Annotated in this window: 10 protein-coding genes and 2 pseudogenes; all 12 read right to left on the bottom strand. The window is 33.1% G+C overall.

Annotated elements, in window-relative coordinates; genetic code table 11:
- Positions 1 to 12 precede the first annotated feature (12 nt).
- Positions 13 to 411, bottom strand: a pseudogene (locus tag C661_RS24200) (23S rRNA (uracil(1939)-C(5))-methyltransferase RlmD); the annotation flags it as partial.
- 137 nt (positions 412 to 548) lie between these two features.
- A pseudogene (locus C661_RS24555) lies at positions 549 to 629 on the bottom strand (hypothetical protein); the annotation flags it as partial.
- Between the two features lie 482 nt (positions 630 to 1,111).
- Entirely contained in the window at positions 1,112 to 1,474 is a 363-nt protein-coding gene (locus C661_RS0104505; protein WP_017414112.1) for a DUF1540 domain-containing protein, read from the bottom strand.
- Between the two features lie 276 nt (positions 1,475 to 1,750).
- Positions 1,751 to 3,511, bottom strand: a complete 1,761-nt coding sequence (gene pyk / locus C661_RS0104500) for a pyruvate kinase (RefSeq protein ID WP_017414111.1) — start codon at positions 3,509 to 3,511, stop codon at positions 1,751 to 1,753.
- Between the two features lie 92 nt (positions 3,512 to 3,603).
- Positions 3,604 to 4,563: a 6-phosphofructokinase gene (gene pfkA / locus C661_RS0104495; RefSeq protein WP_017414110.1), complete on the bottom strand. Its 960-nt coding sequence runs from the start codon at positions 4,561 to 4,563 to the stop codon at positions 3,604 to 3,606.
- 310 nt (positions 4,564 to 4,873) lie between these two features.
- On the bottom strand, positions 4,874 to 8,449 hold the full coding sequence (locus tag C661_RS0104490) for a DNA polymerase III subunit alpha (RefSeq protein ID WP_017414109.1): 3,576 nt from the start codon (positions 8,447 to 8,449) through the stop codon (positions 4,874 to 4,876).
- A 16-nt stretch (positions 8,450 to 8,465) separates the two neighbouring features.
- Positions 8,466 to 9,071: a class D sortase gene (locus tag C661_RS0104485; protein WP_017414108.1), complete on the bottom strand. Its 606-nt coding sequence runs from the start codon at positions 9,069 to 9,071 to the stop codon at positions 8,466 to 8,468.
- 289 nt (positions 9,072 to 9,360) lie between these two features.
- Positions 9,361 to 13,323 (bottom strand): 5'-nucleotidase C-terminal domain-containing protein, encoded by a 3,963-nt coding sequence (locus C661_RS21305; RefSeq protein WP_017414107.1) that lies wholly within the window; start codon positions 13,321 to 13,323, stop codon positions 9,361 to 9,363.
- 450 nt (positions 13,324 to 13,773) lie between these two features.
- Complete coding sequence (locus C661_RS0104475) at positions 13,774 to 15,075, bottom strand: DRTGG domain-containing protein (protein WP_017414106.1); 1,302 nt, start codon at positions 15,073 to 15,075, stop codon at positions 13,774 to 13,776.
- A 3-nt stretch (positions 15,076 to 15,078) separates the two neighbouring features.
- Complete coding sequence (gene whiA / locus C661_RS0104470) at positions 15,079 to 16,029, bottom strand: DNA-binding protein WhiA (protein ID WP_017414105.1); 951 nt, start codon at positions 16,027 to 16,029, stop codon at positions 15,079 to 15,081.
- 4 nt (positions 16,030 to 16,033) lie between these two features.
- On the bottom strand, positions 16,034 to 17,371 hold the full coding sequence (mgfK, locus tag C661_RS0104465; RefSeq protein ID WP_017414104.1) for a gluconeogenesis morphogenetic factor MgfK: 1,338 nt from the start codon (positions 17,369 to 17,371) through the stop codon (positions 16,034 to 16,036).
- Positions 17,368 to 18,252, bottom strand: coding sequence for an RNase adapter RapZ (gene rapZ, locus C661_RS0104460; protein ID WP_017414103.1), 885 nt, complete (start codon positions 18,250 to 18,252; stop codon positions 17,368 to 17,370). The genes mgfK and rapZ overlap by 4 nt, the downstream gene beginning before the upstream one ends.
- Positions 18,253 to 18,283: the final 31 nt, after the last annotated feature.

Genomic DNA, 18,283 nt, shown 5'->3' with positions numbered 1-18,283 from the left:
TAAATGTGCCCTTTATAGCAAACTATTCCTTTCTATCCTTGCATCACACTCTACATAACTTATCTGGGGGAACATATCTATTGGTTGAAGCTCCACAGTTTTATATCCTAGACCATCTAACACCCCTAAATTCCTCGCCAAAGTGGCTGGATTACAGGATACATAAACTATTCTTCTTGGCTTTATTTCTGCTAAAGCCTTAAATAATGATTCTTCACAACCTTTTCTTGGAGGGTCTACCACTACCACATCTACTTTTATTCCTTGGGCAATTAATCTTGGAATTTCTTCTTCAGATTTTCCTACTATGGATTCAGCATTTGTAACTCCATTAGCTCTTGCATTTTCTATGGCCTCTTGAATTATTTCCACCCCCTATACCTTCTTAGCTTTTTTAGATAAGAATAACGTTGAAGGTTACAGCCTCCACATCTTTTATAGGTGCCACATATAGACTCAACTCTTTTTTCTGAAGCCTCAATTACTTCTAAAAGTTTTCCACCCCCATAATTTTTATTTACTTTAATTATCTTTACTTTAACTACTTCACCTTTCAGTGCCCCAACAATAAATACAGTGAAGCCTTCAACCTTTGCTATGCTTTCATCTTCGTGTCCATAATTTTCCATTGTTACAATGTAATTTTATTTTTTTCTATATTAACTAGATTATTTATCTTCTTATTCATAATTTCTCCTTTTTAAAAACATTACTTCATTGTCATACCTTCGTATTTTACCAAATAAGCTATACACTATTACGGAGAAAATTTATAAATAAGCTTAACACCTCATACACTATATTTTCTTATATACTACACAAATTAATATTCTCCTCATCAGGCATTAACCTAAATAAACTCGTGATTGTGACTTTAAGAACTTTATTAAATAATGAATAAGTTCATTTTGTTAACAACTTTGGAAGCAGATTTAAACTTCCACCAAAGCAACTTATATCAGCTGAGCAACTGCCACTCTAGAAGATGGCAGACTTCAAGCTTCCAAAATGTTGTTAAAGCTTATGTACAAAAAAAACGCATACTGCAATTTCTTGCAGTATGCTATAAATTATATTGTTCTATAAATTTACTAAATAGATATTATGCCGACTACTCTATAAAGGTTTCGCACTCAGTATTTGCACTTGTCATTGCTCCCGGTCCTTGGATTTGAACAAAGTTAGCATGACAATCCCTATTATCATTGTATCTGCATTTTATTGCATCACATTTGATTTTAGGACTCATTTGTATTTCTGTACTGTTGAATAACTGTCTTACTTCTCCTGGTATATTCATGTTTAACATGTGAGTCACAGTATTTTTTAATCCTTTTTCTGCAAAGGTTCCACAGTTTGTATACTCACTTGAATGTGCTCCAGCACCATGAACATGAATTACATTAGCAGAACATAATCCAGTCATATTATGTACACAAGATTGTGCACTACAGGTTAATGCTCCATTAGTCATAAATAACACTTCCTTTCATACTTTTAAGGTTAGTGTATGGAGTTTTTAAAGTTTTTATACAGATATTAAATCTAAATACTAAAATGTACCAACTAATATGCAAAAAAAGACACCCGCTAGAGGGTGCCAATAATAAAATCAGTTGCCATATGTTATCTTTTAAATTTTTAGCCACTTGTTCCAATATTATACATAAATATTATGAATAACTCAATAGTTTTACCAAAATTATACAAAATTATTTTTTAATTCATATTTTTAGGCCTAAATTCATAACTAATAACTCAAATTAGCCCTTCCACTATAAACAATTCCACGTTTTGGATCCATGGTTATAAAGCATCCAGACTTAATTATAGTTGAAGCTCCTGTTGCATTATAGATTATTGGAATATCTTTCGCTGCACATTCAATTACTACACTAGAACTCATTTCATCTTCTTCAACAATTATTCCTGTAACTTTATCAAGAACTTCCATAAATTCTCTTCCAAGTCTTCTTACAACTATAATTTCTCCATCTTCTAGTTTGTTTAATGCATCTTTTGCATCTTTTACATGTAATGCAGTTCCACAGGCAGATACATCATTAGTTCCCTTACCTTGAAGTAGTATATCTCCAATGATATGAACTTTCATCATGTTAGTACTTCCCACATAGTTCATTGGAATACCTGCAGCAATTACTACTAAGTCACCTTTTTTAACATATCCTGCTGATAATGCAATTTCAGCTGAGTTTTGAATTAACTCATCAGTAGTTTCTGTTTTTGGTGTTAGGATTGGATATACTCCCCAATTTAGAGCAAGGCTTCTTGCAACCTTTTCATATGGAGTACATGCTATTATATTGCATTCAGGTCTATATTTAGATACTTGTCTTGCAGTATGACCGCTTTGAGTTGCTGTAATTATAGCTGAAGCTTTAAGATCCATTGCTGTATTACAAGTTGCAAGACTTATAGCATTTGGTACATTTGGTATATGAGACTTTCTTTTTTTCTTTAAGTTTGCTTCATAGTTTATATGATGCTCAGCGGTTACCGCAATTTGTGCCATAGTATTAACTACTTCTACTGGATACTTACCATTAGCAGTTTCACCACTTAACATTATAGCATCTGTACCATCAAAGATAGCATTAGCTACATCCGATGCCTCAGCCCTTGTAGGTCTTGGATTTCTTATCATTGAGTCTAACATTTGAGTTGCTGTAATTACTGGTTTACCAGCTTCATTACATTTTTCAATGATAATTTTCTGAACTACAGGCACTTCTTCTGGTGGTATTTCAACCCCCAAATCTCCTCTTGCTACCATTATTCCATCTGAGTATTTTATTATTTCATCTATATTATTTACGCCCTGTCTGTTTTCGATTTTAGAAAAAATCTGTATGTCTTTTCCACCATTTCTACTTAGAACTTTTCTTATATCAAGTACATCTGATGCTTTTCTAATAAAGGATGCTGCTACTATATCAACTTCATTTTCTATACCAAACTTTAAATCTGCAATATCCTTATCTGTAAGAGATGGTAGATTTATTGCAACTCCAGGAACATTAACTCCTTTATGATTTCCAATTACACCTGTATTCTTCACTGTAGTGTGAATCTTATTTCCTTCAATGCTCTGAACTTCAAGTGCTACTAACCCATCATTTATAAGAATTGTGTCCTTTGGTTCCACATCTTCATGAAGTTTATTATAGGTAACAGAACACTTAGTTTCATCTCCTAATATATCCTCCCCTGAAAACACTGTGAAAATAGTTCCTTCTTTAAGTTCTACAGTTCCACCTTCAAAATTCCCTGTTCTTATTTCTGGTCCTTTTGTGTCTAATATTATTGCTGTATGTCTATCTAATTCTTTTCTTACTTCCTTTACCATATCTATTCTTTTCTTATGTTCTTCATGGGACCCATGAGAAAAGTTAAGCCTTGCAGCATTCATACCTAATTTTATAAGTTTTTTAACAATTTCCTTGTCATCAGTAGTAGGTCCTATTGTACATATTATTTTAGTCTTTTTCATAAATTTCCTCCTAGGTATCTATTATACTTGTGATAAATTATAAATTTAATTATAAGAATTCAAATCTTAGTTCAATCTAAATTGCTTTAATTTTAATTAGATAAAGCTATGGATATATCATATAATTCTTGGTTGAAATGTTTTTCTATAGCTAGAGCTTCTGTAATATCCATATCTATGATTTCGCCATTTTTAGTGCCAACCACTCTTGAAGATTTCCCTTCTAGTAGTACTTCTACTGCTTTTGCTCCTAATCGAGAAGCAAGAATTCTATCAAAAGCACTTGGTATTCCGCCTCTTTGTATATATCCAAGCACTGTAGCTCTACTTTCAATCCCTGTTACCTCTTCAATCTTTTTAACTAGTTTATGTGCACCGCCCACACCCTCAGCTAAAATTATTATATTGTGTAATTTTCCTCTGCTCTTTCCTTGAAAAATACTTCTACATATGTCTTCAAAGCTAAACTCTTTTTCAGGAACAATTACATTTTCAGCTCCTCCTGCAATGCCTGCAAATAGCGCTAAATCTCCACAATTTCTTCCCATTACCTCTATAACACTAACTCTTTCATGGGAGCTTGAAGTATCTCTGATTTTATTTATAGCATCTAAAGCTGTATTAAGAGCAGTATCAAAGCCTACAGTATAATCAGTATAAGCAAGATCATTATCTATGGTTCCTGGTATTCCAACTGTAGGTACTCCAAGTTCTGATAAAAGCTGGGCTCCTCTGAAGGAACCATCTCCACCTATAACTACTACTCCATCTATTTTTAAAACTTTTATTACATTTAATGCTTTTTCTCTTCCTTGAGGGGTCTTAAATTCTTCACTACGAGCAGTTCTAAGAATAGTTCCTCCTCTGTGGATAATATCTGAAACAGAACTTCTGCCCATTTCTTCTACTTCCCCATTGATAAGGCCATTATATCCTCTATGTACTCCAAGAACTCTAAGTCCTCTATCATTGCCCATTCTTACTACTGCTCTAATTGCTGCATTCATTGCTGGAGAATCTCCACCACTTGTTAAAACTGCTATAGTCTTCATTGTTATGCCCCCTTTAAAATTCATACTATATATTAATTCTAATATTTACCTGTAATAATATCAACGTATTTATCTAAAAATTAAACCCATTTTAACATAAATCTTCATGTAATGGTTTCCACTTTTTTTATTATCTAAATGTAACTGTTTCCATAGTTTTCATAGCTATTTATAGAATTTCCTTATCCACTGATAATAATTCAATTTCCATAAATAATTTGATTTTTAATTTTTAAGTTAGTGTAAAATCCAGTTATGTTTTTTCATAGAAAAAGCACCTTCAAGGGAATAGAAACCTTGAAGGTACTTCTTACATTATTTTTACATTACTATCTCCAAACATATCTTTCAATATGGAGATGGTGTCAAAATCATTTTTTAACCAAGCCTGCCTATCTAGTAGATATCTCTTTCTATCATTAGCAGTGCAAAGGTATACTGGAGTTGCTCCCAAGTTGTCCTTAAAGGTTATTTTTATCTCCTTCATGGATGGATTAAGCATTGATTTGTCTTTAATTAAAATAAAAATCTTCTCATTGCTCACATTGATAAGTGGAGATATTTCTTCACAGAGTACTTTTGTTTGTTCCTCTTCTCTCACACTAACCCTTCCATTTATTATAACCATTTCATCTTCATTAATTAAATTTCTGTAATTGTCATAGGTTTTAGGGAACACAATAACTTCAATAGTTCCAAACAAATCCTCTAGAGTTAGGAATGCCATCATAGCATTGTTTTTAGTAATCTTTCTTGTAACTGAAGAAATTAATCCTCCTAAAATCACCTTAGTTCCATCCTTTATGTTAGGAATCTCTTCTCCAACCGTTACTCCCTCTTCTAACACATCACTTACAATAATATCTGAAACCTTATGACTTGTAAGGATTTTTAGGGACTTTTCATAATCGTCTAAGGGATGACCTGAAAGATATATTCCTGTCATTTCCTTCTCCATGGCTAAAAGATACTTTTTATTAAACTCTTCAATATTAGGATATTGTATTTGAATACTAGTCTCTTCTTCAGTTAAATCTCCAAATAAGTTTATTTGACCTGCAATGTTTCTCTTTCTTTCATTGGCTACACCATCTAAAAGCTTCTCGAACACTGCCATGAGTTTTGAACGATAAACTCCTAAAGAATCAAAGGCTCCTGCTTTTATTAAACTTTCCACAGCTCTCTTATTAACTGCAGAGGTATCAATTTTATTACAAAAGTCATTGAAGTTTTTAAAATTACCTTTCTTCACTCTATCTCTTACAATAGAATTAATAACTGGCACTCCTACATTTTTTATTGCAGAAAGTCCAAATCTAATGGTATTCCCCTTTACTGTAAAGCCTGAGTTACTTTCATTAATATCTGGAGGCAGCACTTGAATTCCTAACTGCTCAGCAAATCTTATATAATAAGCAACTTTTTCATTGGTACCCATTATACTATTAAGCATTGCTGCAATGTACTCTGCGGGGTAATAACACATTAAATACGCTGTTTGATAGCCTACAACTGCGTAGGCTGCTGCATGGCTCTTGTTAAAAGCATATGAGGCGAAGTCCATCATCTGGTCAAATATCTTATTTGCTGCCTCTTCGCTTATGCCATTTCTCAAACATCCTGGAACTTCTACATTTCCAGTTTCATCAACTATTCCATAAATAAAGTTACGTCTTTCTTCTTCCATAACTTTATGCTTCTTCTTAGACATTGCACGTCTTACTAAGTCTGAACGTCCTAAGGAGTATCCTGCTAAATCTCTTACGATTTGCATAACTTGCTCTTGGTAAACCATTACCCCATAGGTCACCCCTAGAATTGGTTCAAGTTCTGGTGTAATATATTGAACCTTATCTGGGTTATTTTTACTTTCAACATATCTTGGAATTTCTGCCATAGGACCTGGTCTGTAAAGACTTATTCCCGCAATTATATCCTCTAGATTGTCTGGTCTTAATTCCTTCATGAAGGAAGTCATTCCAGCAGATTCTAACTGGAATACCCCAACGGTTTTCCCTTCTCCAATCATTCTGTAGACTTTTTCATCTTCAAAGTCTATTTTATCAAGGTCAATGTGAATTCCCAGATTATCTTCTATATTTTTAATAGTATCTTGCATAACTGTTAAAGTACGAAGTCCAAGGAAATCCATCTTTAAAAGCCCAAGTTCTTCTAGCGTTCCCATAGTAAATTGAGTTACAATCATATCTTCATTTTTCTGAAGTGGAACATATTCAACTAATGGGTTTGAAGCTATAACAACTCCTGCTGCGTGGGTAGAACTATGACGAGGCAACCCCTCTAAGTCTCTAGCTACATCTATTAGTTCCTTAACTCTTTCATCATCATCATATGCTGCCTTTAACTCTGGATTCATATCCAAAGCCTTATCTATGGTAATTCCCAGAACTGTAGGAATCATTTTAGCTATTCTATCAACTTCCGAATATGGATAGTTCATAGCTCTTCCCACATCTCTAATACAAGCTCTAGCTGCCATGGTTCCAAAGGTTATTATTTGTGATACATTATTTACTCCATACTTATCAACTACGTAGTCAATAATTTCTTGTCTTCTTTCGTAGCAGAAATCCGAATCTATGTCCGGCATACTTATTCTTTCAGGATTTAGAAATCTCTCAAAGAGTAAGCTGTATTTTATTGAATCTATCTTAGTTATTCCCAAGGTGTATGCAACTACCGATCCTGCTGCTGAACCTCTTCCTGGTCCTGTGGGAATTCCATTTTCATTTGCAAACCTTATGAAATCCCAAACAATTAAAAAGTAGTCTACATAACCCATTTGTTTTATGATATTAAGCTCATATTCTAGCCTGTCACAAATTTCTTTTACATTACACTCCTCATCACAAAGAGTATTAATCCTATTGAAATCTAAATCTTTTTCTCTTAGTTCTTTAAAGCAGTCATATCTTTCAATAAGTCCCCTGTAACAAGTCTCCCTAAGGTAATCATAGGGATCTACCCCCTCAGGCAGTGGAAACTTTGGTAGCTTAGATACATGAAATTCGTAATCAAAATTACACTTTTCTGCAATCTTCACTGTATTTTCTAAAGCTTCAGGAACATAAGAAAAGATTTTCTCCATTTCTTCTGGTGATTTTAGATAAAATTCATCAGAAGGGTATTTCATCCTTTTCTCATCTTCCATGGTTTTTCCTGTTTGAATACATAACAATATTTCATGTGAGTGACTATCCTTCTTATTTATATAATGAACATCATTGGTACAAATAACAGGTATATCACATTCTTTAGCCAGCTGAATTATAAGTCCGTTTACTTGTAGTTGCTCTGACATTCCATGATACTGAAGTTCTAAATAAAACTCTCCATCAAAGATTTCCTTATACATTAATGCAAGTTTCTTAGCTTTTTCCTTATTGCCCTTCAGTAAATTTGATTGAACTTCTCCTCCAAGACAGGCACTAGTTGCAATAAGGCCCTCACTATGAGCTTTTAAGAACTCATGGTCTACCCTAGGTTTATAATAAAAACCTTCAATTGAAGCTGTTGAAACAATTTTCATCAAGTTTTCATAGCCCTTTTTATTCTGGACTAGCAATACTAAGTGATAGGTTTCATTATCTAAGTCAGGTTGCTTAATATGCCTAGACTTTCCAGCCACGTATATTTCACATCCTATAATTGGCTTAATACCTTCTTCTATAGCTGCCTTATAAAAATCTACTGCTCCATACATAGTACCATGATCTGTAATTGCAATACTCTTCATTCCAAGTTCCTTGGTTTTCTTAATTAGCTTTGATATCTTACCTGATCCATCTAATAAGCTATATTCTGTGTGAACATGTAGATGTACAAAGTTACCAGGACTCTGTTTTTCTTCTATAGTTTTTTCCATTTTACTGAATCACCTCCTATTGAGCTAATTCCCCTTTGACAATTAATCTTTGTTTGCCACTTAAGCTACAAGTTACTAGCGTAATGGTTGGAGTTTTTGTAGGATTTAACACATGAACTTCTTCTGGATTTACAGTCTCTTGTCCAGTAACCTTATATGTATAAGTCTTGTCAAGAGTGGTTACTATTATATCATCTCCAGGCTTTAGTTTATCAATTTTTAGAAAGAACTCTCCTGTAGTAAAATTCCTATGGCCAACTAATGCAAAATTCCCGATTTCTCCTGGTTTTGCTGTGCCTTTAAAGTGACCAACTGCCTGACTAATTATCTCGTCCTTAGTCCCTTCTGCCACGGCCACCTTTAGATTTATTTTAGGAATTTCCAGAAGTGCAATAGGTGTAATGTTCACCTTATTAGCACTAGCCCCTTCCACAGTGGTAGCTTTTTCTTCAGGAGCAGCAATTTTTCCCTCTTCCATATTCTTCATTACTGTTTCGAAGTCCTTAATCAAATTATCCTGTACTTTTGAAGTTTTCCATTTGTTAAATAATCCATAACTTATTGACCCTAAACCCACAACTAATAAAAAAATCCCCACGATTCGAAATATCTTATTTTTCAAGGTATCCCCCCCTTTAGGCATTTCAAAAATAGCTAAGTCAGTATCCTCGTCTATTTTGAGTTATACTTCGTCAAGATAACCCTTAGATAGCTCTACTATATAAGGAACCTCTCTCCTTGTCTGCATAAGCTTGCTTGTGAACTCAAAATATCCTTCACATCTTTGACTTGTTATTTATTTTCATATGCCTTAATTCCCCTAATTTATTACTATGTTTCCTCTATTATAATACCACAAAAAAGGAGTGCCACATAGACACTCCTCTCTAACTCACTTAATAATCTTACTATTAAGCAGCTTGCTCTTCTTCTTTTCTTCTTGTTGCAATATACATTGCTGCACCCATTATAGCAACTAAGAATCCCATTGAAATAAAGCTATTTGTTCCTGCTACAGAACCTGCTTGAGGTAACTTAGAAACTGCTATTGTTTGCTCAAGAGCAAAGTAATCGCTACAGTGATCTAAAGTTATTACTGCGTAACCATCTTTATCAACATTAACATCTGTTTGAACCTTTTCATAAGTTCCTTTTTCAGGGAAGTATCTAAAGAAAGTTACTGTTTTATTAGCCCACTCAGTTCCCATAAATACTTTTATTTCAGCCTTTCCTGGAAGCTCTCCATCATGCTTAAATGAAAGCATAAATACTGGAACTTTAGCATCTAACATATCTTCAACAACAGTATTAATTTTTGATTTTAGTGAGTCGTCTACAGTTTTTAATGATAAATCTATATCCATAACCTTAGTTATATCCTTACCATTAAAGGTCCAGGTTACATTTCCAGCCTTAAAGGTAACAACCTTGTCTGTTCCTTTTAAAGCTTCGAAAACTTCTTTATCCACTGTAGTATCCTTAGATGCATCTACAATTATTTTAGTTATATTATTATCTTTAATATTGTTTACTATTGTAGCTGTATCATTATCTATAGTTGGAACTTCAACTGGAGTTTCATCTACAGTTGTGTCTTCTCCTTTAACTAGTAAGTCTTGTTTCTCGAAAGCAACTGATTTAGACTTCTTAAGTTCTTTAATCATTGCATCTCTCATTACAATATTTGTATCAGCGAGGTTCTTGTTTCCTGAGAAGTTATATCCATCTCCATTAGTTGCCATGAAGTCATTAGTAACTATTTTATAGTACTTATCTGCTTCTATCTTAGTTCCATCCATTAATCTGATAGATGTAATCTTTTCTCCTACTGGTTTAGTCTCATCGTAAAATACCTTGATTCCATAGTATTGAATCCAACCTACTCCATTATTTGGGTTTATACCATGTTCTAAGTTTTTCTTAAGATCTGCTCCTGTAAGTTCCATTGTAACTAAAGTATTATCAAATGGGAATACTGTATACATATCTCCTACTGTTAATTCACCTTTTGCTAATGGTGCTCTGATACCACCACCATTAGTTAAACCGATTTGAGCTCCTGTAATATCCATCATCAATTTTGTATTAAATTGTCCAAGAGTTGTAAGTCCTGCAGTTTTATCGTGGTCTAAGTCATTCTCTAAAGTTGTAACTACTTCATTGAGAATTGGACTTAACTCTGCATTATATTTGTCATAGATAGCTTTTGTAGCTGGGTCTTCTGGTAAATCTTTAACTTTTCCAGATAGATCCTCTAAAGTTGAAATTCCATAAACTTTATCATTTAAGAATCCTAAAGAGATTTGTCCAATAGCTCTACCATTATTTCCAGCTTGAATAACAGGTATTCCATTTACTACTCCATTCACTACTTGATGTGAATGAGCTGTGATTATGGCATCAACACCTTTAACAGCTTTAGCAAAATCAGCTCCCTCACCAGTGATTACTTTTGTAGTTTTATCTTGGAAAGTTCCAAGGTGAGATAAAACCACTACTGCGTCAACTTTTTCAGTTTTATTTAAATAAGTTGCCCACTCATTTGCAGCAGTAATTGGGTCTCTAAATTCAAGATTTTCAACATTAGCTGCTAATGTTTTAAAGGCAGTTTCTGGAGTTGCAATTCCAATTAAACCAATTCTCTTTCCTGCTTCAGTAATAATTTTATATGGTTTTGCAAATTCAGCAGGTTTTCCAGTTTTCTTATCATAAATATTTGAAGCTAAGAAATCAAAACCTCCATCTTTAGCCCAGGTTTCTATTTTATTTGTTCCCCAATCAAACTCATGGTTTCCTAGTGCTGATGCTTCAACTCTTATTTCTTTAAGCATTTCTGTAATAACTGAACCATAAGTTAAGTTAGACATAGCACTTCCTTGGTAACTATCTCCAGCTGATAAAACAGCATATCCATTGTTAGCATTTTCCAATGCAGTGTATTTTTTAACTGCAGCAGCAAACTTAGCTATTCCCGGATTTTTGCTGCTTGCTTTACTATCCACTGTTCCGTGGAAGTCATTAAATGTTATAAAATTAGCTGTTTTTCCACCTAAAGCTTTAACCACATCAATAGTAGTTAAACTCTTAATGTTTGGAGTTCTATCATCAGTTGATTTAGGTATTGTTAACTTTCCTTCTGCAACAAGTTTTTTAGCTTGTTCTCTAAGTTCATTGTCAAAAGTATATCCTGTTACCTTCCAGTTGTTATCAACTACTGGAGTAATAGTCCCACCTTTAACCTTAACAATATAATCCTTGATAAAATCCCTAACTGCTGAAATTGGTTCTGCTGAGGAATCATATACAACTTGTACACCTTCACCCTTGTATAATCCTGATTCAGAGTTAAGTAGAGTGGTATTTGCTCTATAGTTATTAACTGTTAAATATATTTCATCACTATCTTTTACAACTGTTCCATCATTATAAGTTAACTTCTCTATTCTAGCACCTGGTTCTTTTGCTATGTTAACTTCATACTTAACTCCACCAAACATATCATAGTTGTAAATTCTAACTTTTTCATTGAAGGAAACTGTTAAATCTCCTGGTTTGAAAGTATTATAGTAGCTTGCTGACCATTCCATATATTTTTTTAATTGAGCACCATTAACTTTTAAAGTCATTAATGTATTATCAAATTTATAAACCTTAGAAGTATCAGCCTTTTTGATATCACCTTCTGCTATATTTGCTCCTGGTTCAAATATAGCAGCTCCTGATACATGACGAGCGCCCGTAGGAACATTTTTAGCATAATACATTTGTGTATTTAAGATTAAATCAACTACTGCTGAATCTTGAACCTGAGCTTGAGTTATTCCATTAAACTCCTCTGCTGGTGCAAGTTGTCCACCTTCAAGCTTACCAATAACTTGTCTAGCATCTACTAATGCTTTCTCATGGTAAGGTTGAAACTTTGCTTTTAATGCCTCATCATCTGGAACATCTTTAGTGTCCATAAGTTTAGATGTAGCAGCTGTAACAGTATATTTTCCACCTTCTTGTTTAACTGTTAGTTCAGCAACTGATAATTGTTCTCCTGATTTACCTGGCTCTGTTATATAGGCATTATTTACTTTTTCACCAACAATTTTTGAATGAGCATGTCCCGCAATTATTAAAGAAAGTTCTGGGTTAGCCTGAGCCATTTCCCTTGCACTATCCCCATTGCCATATTCACTGTCTATTCCCATATGCATTGAAGCTATAAATATATCTGCTTTATTTCCATCCTTAAGTTCTTTTATTACAGCTTTAGTTTCTTCTACTGGATTTTTAACAACATAGTCCTTAAGGTTTGGACCATCCCACTTAGTAATGTGTGGAGTTACCATACCTATAATAGCTATTTTAATACCATTCTTTTCAACAATTTTGTATGGTTGTCCTAATCTTTCTCCACTTGGTTTGTATACATTTCCACACAACATAGTTGTAGTTGTTAATCCCTTTACAACCTTTTCAAGGGCTGGAACTCCATAATTAAATTCATGGTTTCCAAGGGTAAATGTATCGTAACCCATTTCATTCATTCCTAACATCATTGGATGCACATCCTCATTTAGGAATAAATATGACGAATTGTCCTGAATTGTGTCCCCATTATCTACTAGAATTGTGTTTGAGTTTAGCGCTCTTAACTGCTTTACTAAAGTAGCAACCTTAGTCATACTACCTGAAGTTATCGCAGCATCTGAGGCATATTCCCATGGATAGAATCTGCCGTGCAAGTCTGAAGTTGCAAGAACTTGAATTTTAGTATCTTGCGTTTCAGCATAAGCCGTTATTAAGTTTACTGGAGATATGAAATTAATTACTAAAGCAAAAGCTAGTAACAATGCACCATATCTTTTCGACTTAAAAAGTTTCATAACTTTCCCCCCAATTACATATATTCTCACAAAGTTCTACATTGTAAAACACTTGCTTGTAATACAAATTATACCACTACAATAATTAAAATAAAATGTTATATAGCTTCACTAATTTAAAATTTATGTTACTTTTTTCGACACTTATTTTTTTAAATATAATAATTTTATCTTGTACCTATAATTAAAATAAAAAAACCTTTAGAAATATTATTTCCTAAAGGATAGTTATGTTAAATATATTAATTACATTTATAACTACATTAAATTTATTAAGCTGTGATTAATAGGTTTAATTTACTGTTTGTTTATTTAAATCTTTGTCTTTCTAGCATGCAATTAACAAAATAAGTGTAACTTATACTTTGTTTTCCTTAATTTCTACGAGATAAGTGAGTTAGGTTTCATCTTTCAGTATTATGTAAATTGCCAGAAACTATTTTTACAGATTTATCGCTTTAAAACTTTTGCAGAAAGTAAAGCTTTTGCAATAAGTTCCTTATTGGCGTTATACATGGTTACCTCAACTTTTGAATAGTATCTTCCTCGGTCTAGAACCTCTGAATAAATATCTATTACCCTTCCCATTTGTACAGGCTTCATAAAGTAGGAAGTAAAACTATCTATGGCTACATTGGTACTTGTATTTTGCCTTAAAGCTATAGTTCCCATAGTGGATAATAACATATTTAATGAGTTCCAGGAAGCAGTTCCTATAGAATCTAGCATTTCAGGAATTATCTCTCCCCAAAAATGCATGGTATCCTTATTAGTTTCAAATTCAAAATTCTTAAGAATTAAATCATCCATGGTTTCACCTACATGTGGTTGTCTTAGAACTAGTTGCATAGCTTTAATTACATCTTCTCTTGATATAACCCCTACCAACTTCTTTTTCACCACTACAGGGCAAAGTTTTATTCCTTCCCAAGCCATAATATGTGCAGCATAAGCTACAGTAGTTGTTGGCATCACTACAATTGGGTCCTTTATCATTATATTAGCGATAATTTCATCATCCTTATTATCCTTAATATCATTTAAAGTAACTATTCCTATTACTTTTTGATTTTCATCCACAACTGGATATCTTTCATGCTTTGTTTTATCAATTAAGTCTTTAAGTTTTTTTACTTTATCATAGCTGGTCAAATACTTTGGATTTTTTTCCATTATATCTTCCACTAATATTATTTCTTTTTTAACGTTATTTTCAAAAATTGCTTTATTAATCATACTAGCTACAGTAAAAGTGTCATAGGTGCAAGAGATTAGCGGAAGTTCATTTTCATCTGCTAATTCTTCAATTTCCTCACTACAGGAAAATCCTCCCGTTATTAAAACAGCACAACCATTTTCAAGAGCAAGCCTTTGGGCCTCCTCTCTGTTTCCTACAATAAGAAGGGCTCCTGGACTGATATATTTTTTTATTGTTTCAACTTCCATGGCTCCAATAACAAACTTTTCTAAGTTCTTATGAGCTCCTTGTTTTCCTCCTAGAAGAGTTCCATCAACAATGTTTACCACTTCACCGAAGGTAATTTTGTCTATATTTCTTTTTTCAAGTTTTTCTACCCTTACAGTTCCAACCCTTGGAACTGTATTAACAATCCCAATGGATTCACACTCTTTAATAGCTCTATAGGCAGTACCCTCACTTACACCTAAATCACTACTAACACCTCTTACTGAAATTTTCGTACCAATATCTAGAGAAAGTATATACTTAATAATATCCTCATGCTTTGACATACTCTACCTACCTTCTTTATGTAGCTCCTCTGCAATTTTTTCTATTCTTCTTAATCTATGGTTTACCCCAGATTTACCTACTGGAGGATTAAGCATTGCCCCAAGCTCCTTAAGTGACTCATCAGGAAATTCTAATCTAAGCTCTGCTACTTCCCTTAAGTTTTTAGGCAACCTATCTAATCCGATTTCTTCTTCAATTAGCTTTATACTCTCTACCTGGCGGACAGCAGCATTTACTGTTTTACTCAAGTTTGCGGTTTCACAGTTAACTAACCTATTTACATTATTTCTCATTTCCTTCATGATTCTTATATTTTCTAGTTGGAGAAGTGAACTATGAGCACTAATGATGTTTAGCAAATCAACTATTTGTTCTCCTTCTTTAATGTAAATTACAAAGCTATTTTTTCTTTGAATAACTTTTGAAGAAAGACCATAGGTATTTATTAACTTGCTTAGTTCTGTAGCATAATCAAAGTTATGAGTCACGAATTCTAAGTGATAAGTCTTTTCTGGATTACTTATGCTTCCTCCACCTAAAAATGCCCCTCTTATATATGCTCTTTTCTTTAATTCATCATCAATCATATTTTCTGGTATTCCATAATTAATTGTTAGTAATTCTTCTCTTTCCAAAACTCCTACTTCTTCTAAGAGAGTTCTTACATCAATATCCTCAGGTATTATAACTACATAAACATTATTTTTCTTTAATGAATTACTCCTCTTTACAAGAAGTTTTGTGTGCACATTAAAGTGCTCTTTTAATATCTTGAAAATTAATCTAGCTATAGCAGGGTTTTCTGTTACTACCTTAAAACTAACAGACTTATTTGTTCCAAGTCCTAAAGTCCCACTTGCCTTCATTATGGCAGATAATTCTGCTATAGCTTCTTCTTTTGATAAATTTGTATATCTGCAAATTTCATTCTTAACCTTTAGTGAAAATGACATTTCTTTACTCCCTATTTCTTTTAGCTTCTTTTAACTTTTGTGATAGATAAAAGAACTCTAAGATTCTTTTTTCATCATAGAATAATTTTTTTCTCATTACTGTTTCAACTAATATTTCTGCAAGTCTATCTTCGTTATGTCTTACATATCCATTCTTAATTTTAACAATGTTTGCTTTAATATACTCCACATCCAGATTATCATTTTTAGATTTTTCCAGAACTACCGGAATAGAACCTTCCTCTAAATATTTCTTTTTTAAATCTTCACCAATATTTTCTCCATTTACTATTGCATAGTCTATAATTAAACTGCCACAATGCTCATGAATTGCTTTAATGTGATCTTGCACTGTAAAATTATCAGTTTCTCCAGGCTGAGTCATTATATTAGATACGTAAATTTTAATTCCTCTAGTATCATTTAAGGCTTCTTTTATATCCCTTACTAATAGGTTAGGGATTATACTAGTATAAAGACTTCCTGGTCCTAAAATAACAGCATCCGCCTCTAAAATTGCAGTTATAGCTTCCTCTACTGCTTTAGCTTCTTTAGGCTCTATAAACACACTTTCAATAGGTGAATTTCTTCTTACTGCTTCTATGGGTATTACAGATTCCCCTCTTACCAAGGAACCATTTTTAAGCCTTGCAAAAAGTTGAAGATTTTCTAAGGTTACTGGCAGTACCCTTCCAGTAACTGCAAGTACAGAACAGGTTTTTTTTATAGCTTCTAGGAAGTTATCTGATATACCATCCATTGCTGCTAAGAATAGATTACCAAAGTTTTGGTTCTCAAGTCTTCCATCCTTAAACCTGTACCTAAATAAATCTTCCATTATAGGCTCAGTATCTGCAAGGGCTATTATGCAGTTTCTTATATCTCCTGGAGGCAAAATTCCTAGGTCCTGTCTTAAAACCCCAGAACCTCCTCCATCATCAGCTACTGTAACAATAGCTGTAATATTACTAGTGAACTTTTTAAGGCCACTTAGCATATTAGAAAGCCCTGTTCCTCCACCAATAACAACTATTTTAGGGCCCTTAACTAGGATTTTCTTTTCATAGATTAGTTCTCCTATATTTTTCTTACTTAGAGATAAATTTACTACTTCTAAGTTTAAAAGTGCAAACATTCTTTCAGTATAATTAGAAAATCCATAATAAACAGCAAAAATGCCGATGAAAATAATTAAAATCCAAAATAGAATATAATCTAATCCAAAGTAAAACTTATTTATAAGTTCCATAACGGCATAAACTATAAGTGCAATGCCAAAAACTGACTTGGCAAGCCACCGCTTAATTCCAATTCCTGGCCTTAGCCAGTACCTAAGCTTCATAGCTTACCTGCTCCTCGATTTACATCCTCATTAATATCCCTGTGATCAACAGTAACATTATGACCATTATGACAAAGTAACTCATAAATTTTATTTGCAATTGCCACTGAACGATGCCTTCCACCTGTACATCCTATTGAAATAATCAGTTGTCTTTTTCCCTCATTTTTATAGTTTGGTATTAAAAATAACAACATATCAATTAGTTTATCTACAAACTCTTTAGTTTCATTTTTAGTAAGAACATAATCTCTCACGGGCTTATCTAATCCTGAAAACGGCTTAAGTTCGGGGATGTAGAAGGGATTTGGCAAGAATCTTACATCAAAGACTAAATCAGAGTCTAGTGGAATTCCATATTTAAAACCAAAGGAAACTACATTTATAAGAAGTTGGGTTTCTATTTGCCCCTGCTCTCCAAAATAATTTATAATTTCTTCATTTAGTTCCTTATTGGAAAGTTTTGTAGTATTAATAATTTTATTAGCTTTATCTCTTATAGCTCTGAGCTTTTTTCTCTCAATACTAATACCATTTATAACTCTACCATCAGGTGCTAATGGGTGCTTTCTTCTACTTTCCTTATAGCGCTTTACTAATACTTCATCTGTTGCTTCTAAAAACAATACTTCATATAAATATCCATCCTCATTAAGAAGATTTAAACTTTGAAATAAATCATCGAAAAATCTTCTACCACGGATATCTACAACTATAGCTATTTTATCAATTTTACCCTCTGTTTGAAAACAAGCCTCTGCAAATTTTGGAATTAATGTGGGTGGTAAATTGTCAACACAAAAATATCCTAAATCTTCAAGACTTCTGATAGCTTGTGTTTTTCCAGCGCCTGACATTCCCGTCACTATTACAAATCTCATTTAATACACCCCTTTGCAAATTTGTATTCAT

It is taken from the genome of Clostridium tunisiense TJ, from assembly GCF_000300195.1.
GTDB lineage: Bacteria > Bacillota > Clostridia > Clostridiales > Clostridiaceae > Clostridium_J > Clostridium_J tunisiense.
This window is presented reverse-complemented; position numbering and strand designations above follow the sequence as displayed.

Bases quoted from the DNA above. Each gene is read 5' to 3' on its own strand.
- C661_RS0104505 (WP_017414112.1), bottom strand. From the start codon at position 1,474: ATGACTAATGGAGCATTAACCTGTAGTGCACAATCTTGTGTACATAAT.
- pyk (WP_017414111.1), bottom strand. From the start codon at position 3,511: ATGAAAAAGACTAAAATAATATGTACAATAGGACCTACTACTGATGAC.
- pfkA (WP_017414110.1), bottom strand. From the start codon at position 4,563: ATGAAGACTATAGCAGTTTTAACAAGTGGTGGAGATTCTCCAGCAATG.
- C661_RS0104490 (WP_017414109.1), bottom strand. From the start codon at position 8,449: ATGGAAAAAACTATAGAAGAAAAACAGAGTCCTGGTAACTTTGTACAT.
- C661_RS21305 (WP_017414107.1), bottom strand. From the start codon at position 13,323: ATGAAACTTTTTAAGTCGAAAAGATATGGTGCATTGTTACTAGCTTTT.
- C661_RS0104475 (WP_017414106.1), bottom strand. From the start codon at position 15,075: ATGTCAAAGCATGAGGATATTATTAAGTATATACTTTCTCTAGATATT.
- whiA (WP_017414105.1), bottom strand. From the start codon at position 16,029: ATGTCATTTTCACTAAAGGTTAAGAATGAAATTTGCAGATATACAAAT.
- mgfK (WP_017414104.1), bottom strand. From the start codon at position 17,371: ATGAAGCTTAGGTACTGGCTAAGGCCAGGAATTGGAATTAAGCGGTGG.
- rapZ (WP_017414103.1), bottom strand. From the start codon at position 18,252: ATGAGATTTGTAATAGTGACGGGAATGTCAGGCGCTGGAAAAACACAA.